The organism is Streptomyces sp. McG3 (genome assembly GCF_018619185.1).
Taxonomy (GTDB): Bacteria; Actinomycetota; Actinomycetes; order Streptomycetales; family Streptomycetaceae; genus Streptomyces.
Genome location: NZ_JAAXYC010000509.1, coordinates 1 through 3,117 on the forward strand (window position 1 = coordinate 1; position 3,117 = coordinate 3,117).

Sequence of the window (3,117 nt, forward strand, 5' to 3'; positions counted from 1 at the left end):
TCTCCCAGGCGTCGGCCGGGCGGGTGGCGCGGGCCATCACCGAGAGCGGGTCGGCGTCCAGCTTCTGCTGGGGGCTGGGGGCGAACTTCACCGGCAGCTCGACCAGGTGGCGGGACATGATGTTGCCGACCCAGCGCAGCTCGCTCTCCCCGACACCGAGCTCCAGGTCCGGCACGCGCATCAGGAGGGCGTCGACCCCGACGTCGGCGATGGCCCGGCCGATGTCCTGTCCCGGACACTCGTGGGGGCCGCCGCTGAAGGCGAGGTGGGCGCGGTTTCCGCCCATGTCGGCGGCCAGGTCCGGGCGGACGGTGGGGTCGGTGTTGGCCGGGGCGATCCCGACGAGCAGGGCGTCACCCGCCTTGATCTGCTGGCCGCCCAGCTCCGTGTCGCCGACCGCCCAGCGGCCGAAGACGGCGGTGAACGGCGGCTCGTCCCAGAGGGTCTGCTCGACCGCCTCGGGGACGGTCATGTGCCCGCCGCTGAGCCGGGCGCGGAAGCGCGGGTCGATCAGGACCATGCGCAGCACGTTGGCGATGAGGTTGGCGGTGGACTCGTAGGCGGCGATCATGATCAGGCGCAGATGCTCGATGACCTCGGTGTCGGTCATCGTCGCGGGGTGCTCGACGAGCCAGGAGGCCAGGTCCGGCGAGGGTTCGGCGCGGCGCCGCTCGACCAGGCGCGTCAGCACGGACACGATGTGGGCGTTGCTGGCCACGGCGGTCTCGGTGCCGCGCGTCATGTCCCGGGCCGCCTGGACGAGTCGCTCGTCGTACTCCTCCGGCATGCCGAAGATCGCGCACACCACCATCATCGGCAGATGCTCCGCGAACTGGCTGACCAGGTCGGCGGTGCCCTTCTCGCAGAAGTCGTTGACGAGGCGGTTACTGAAGCGGTTGATGTGGCGGCGCACCCCGCGGGTGTCGATGCGCTCCATGCTGTCGGTGACCGCGCCGCGCTGCCGTTCGTGCTTGGCGCCGTCGGCGAACACGCAGACGGGCTGCCAGGTGAAGATCGGGGCGAGCGGGTGGTCCGGGGCGACGCTGCCGTCCTGGAGGGCCCGCCAGCGACGCGAGTCCCGGGAGAACTGGGAGGGCGTACGGGTGACGTGGAGGTTCTCGCTGTGGCCGAGCACGAGCCAGGCGGGAACGTCGCCGTGGAGCAGGATCGGGGCGACCGTGCCGTGTTCGGCGCGGAGTTTGTCGTAGAGGCCCGCCGGGTTGTTCTCCGCCTCGGGGCCGTGGAGCCGGCGCAGTCCGCCGGGGCCGATGTCGAGGTTGTGGGCCGGGCACTGCGGCGGGGGCACGGTGCCGGGTTCGTGGTGGAAGGGGGTTGTCACAGGGGCTCCAGGGATCAGGATTCCAGGGCTGGTGCACAAACGGCCGGGACGGGCCGACAGTTCGCGGAACCGACCGGACAGGGCCGGGCCGGGGGCAGACGCCGCGGGATGGCGCGCGCCCCCGGTCGTGGATCCGGTCGTGGATCCGGTCGTGGATCCGGTCGTGGATCTGCCGGACCGGGGTTGTCCCGACGGTGGTTCGGCGTCAGGCGAGGGGGACGGCCAGGCTGTGCAGATAGCGCATCAGGGTCATCAGCACATCGCGGCTGGAGGCCCGCAGCCGGGCGTCGCAGTCGACCATCGGGACCTCGTCCGGCAGGTCGAGGGCTCTGCGCAGGGCCTCGACCGGGTGGTGCGGCGCGTCGGGGAAGGTGTTCACGGCCACCACGAAGGGCACTCCGCGCTCCTCCAGCCGGCCGATGACGTCGAAGCTGACTTCGAGCCGTCTCGTGTCGATGAGGACGACCGCGCCGAGTGCGCCCTCGAAGAGGCCGTTCCAGAGGAACCAGAAGCGTTCCTGGCCGGGGGTGCCGAACAGATACAGGATCAGTTCCTCGCTGAGGCTGATCCGTCCGAAGTCCATGGCGACCGTGGTGGCGGTCTTCGCCTCCACCCCGGCGTTGTCGTCCACGCCGACGCCGGCCTGGGTCATGGTCTCTTCGGTCGTCAGTGGCCGGATCTCGCTCACCGAGCCGACCATGGTCGTCTTGCCGACGCCGAACCCGCCGACGATCACGACCTTCACCGCGGCGGTGGCCGTGGTGGGAAGGACGTCCTCGCTGCGGGGTCCGGTGATCGTGTCAGAGCTTCTGAAGTCCATGCATCACCGCTTCGAGAAGGGACCTGTCGGGGAGCGTGGCGCGGACGATCGGCGCACGCGACTGGATGAGTTCGGTCGCGAGGAGATCGCTCAGGAGCGAGGTGACCACGCTGAAGGGCAGGCTGAGGTAGGCCGAGATCTCGGCGACGGACAACGGCGCCTGGCAGAGCCGCAGGATGGCCGCCTGCTCGGGCTGGAAGGTCGGCGAGGGCTCCGCCTGCGCGACGACCATCGTGACCAGGTCGAGCGCCGACCGTTCACTGTCGTCGAGATCGCCGGTGATCACGTACAGCCGCTCCGGATCGTGGAGGTCCGGATCGGCCTTGCGGCGTTCTCGTCGAGGACCACTCATCCGGACTGCCCGCCGTGGCGGGGCGGGCTGGTCAGGTGGGCTCCGATCCGCACGACCATGTCCCGCATCCGGGCCCCGACGAGTCCGGCGTCGACGGTCTCGCCGGCCAGGACCGCGAGGTAGGCGCCGGCCCCGGCAGCCATCAGGTAGAAGAACCCGCCCGTCACCTCGATGACCACGAGCTTCATGAGGCCGTCGCTGTACGGGATCTCGGTGGCCACGGCGGCGGCCAGGCTCTGCAGCCCGGCGCAGGCCGCCGCGAGCCGGTCGGCGACGTCGGGGTCGCCGCCGTGCATCGCGATGCGCAGGCCGTCGGACGAGAGCACCACGATCTGGTGGATGCTCGGAACGTCGTCGGCCAGTTCCTTGAGCATCCAGTCCATGTTTCCCCGCTGCTGGATCACTTCAGATCTCCCTTGTCCCACGCGTCATCGGAGTCTTCGCCGTGCTTTCGTTCCTGCGGTACGCCGTTGACGGCCTTGGTGAAGGCCTCCAGCCAGAGGCCGGGGGGCTTCTCCTCGCCGCGTCCGTCGTCCGCGCCCTCGTCCGCGCCGGGATGGAAACCGTTGGCGGGGGCGGGGGGTGGTGGGGGCTGCTGCGGGAGGT

The 3,117-nt window shown here is 70.6% G+C and carries 4 protein-coding genes and 1 pseudogene; all 5 read right to left on the reverse strand.

The window, feature by feature from the left end:
- Positions 1-1,339 (reverse strand): cytochrome P450 (locus HET64_RS37785; protein WP_215111751.1); only part of this gene is annotated, 1,339 nt, incomplete at its 3' end.
- A gap of 205 nt (positions 1,340-1,544) precedes the next feature.
- Positions 1,545-2,159 carry an ATP/GTP-binding protein gene (locus tag HET64_RS37790; protein ID WP_103530099.1) on the reverse strand — a complete coding sequence of 205 codons (615 nt, stop codon included), beginning with the start codon at positions 2,157-2,159 and terminating at the stop codon, positions 1,545-1,547.
- Positions 2,140-2,511 carry a DUF742 domain-containing protein gene (locus HET64_RS37795; RefSeq protein ID WP_215111752.1) on the reverse strand — a complete coding sequence of 124 codons (372 nt, stop codon included), beginning with the start codon at positions 2,509-2,511 and terminating at the stop codon, positions 2,140-2,142. Before HET64_RS37795 ends, HET64_RS37790 begins: the two co-directional genes overlap by 20 nt.
- Positions 2,508-2,915 (reverse strand): roadblock/LC7 domain-containing protein, encoded by a 408-nt coding sequence (locus HET64_RS37800; RefSeq protein WP_007454741.1) that lies wholly within the window; start codon positions 2,913-2,915, stop codon positions 2,508-2,510. The genes HET64_RS37795 and HET64_RS37800 overlap by 4 nt, the downstream gene beginning before the upstream one ends.
- Positions 2,912-3,117 (reverse strand): annotated as a pseudogene (locus HET64_RS37805) (ATP-binding protein); the annotation flags it as partial. The pseudogene HET64_RS37805 and the gene HET64_RS37800, both read right to left, overlap by 4 nt.

Bases quoted from the DNA above. Each gene is read 5' to 3' on its own strand.
- HET64_RS37790 (WP_103530099.1), bottom strand. From the start codon at position 2,159: ATGGACTTCAGAAGCTCTGACACGATCACCGGACCCCGCAGCGAGGAC.
- HET64_RS37795 (WP_215111752.1), bottom strand. From the start codon at position 2,511: ATGAGTGGTCCTCGACGAGAACGCCGCAAGGCCGATCCGGACCTCCAC.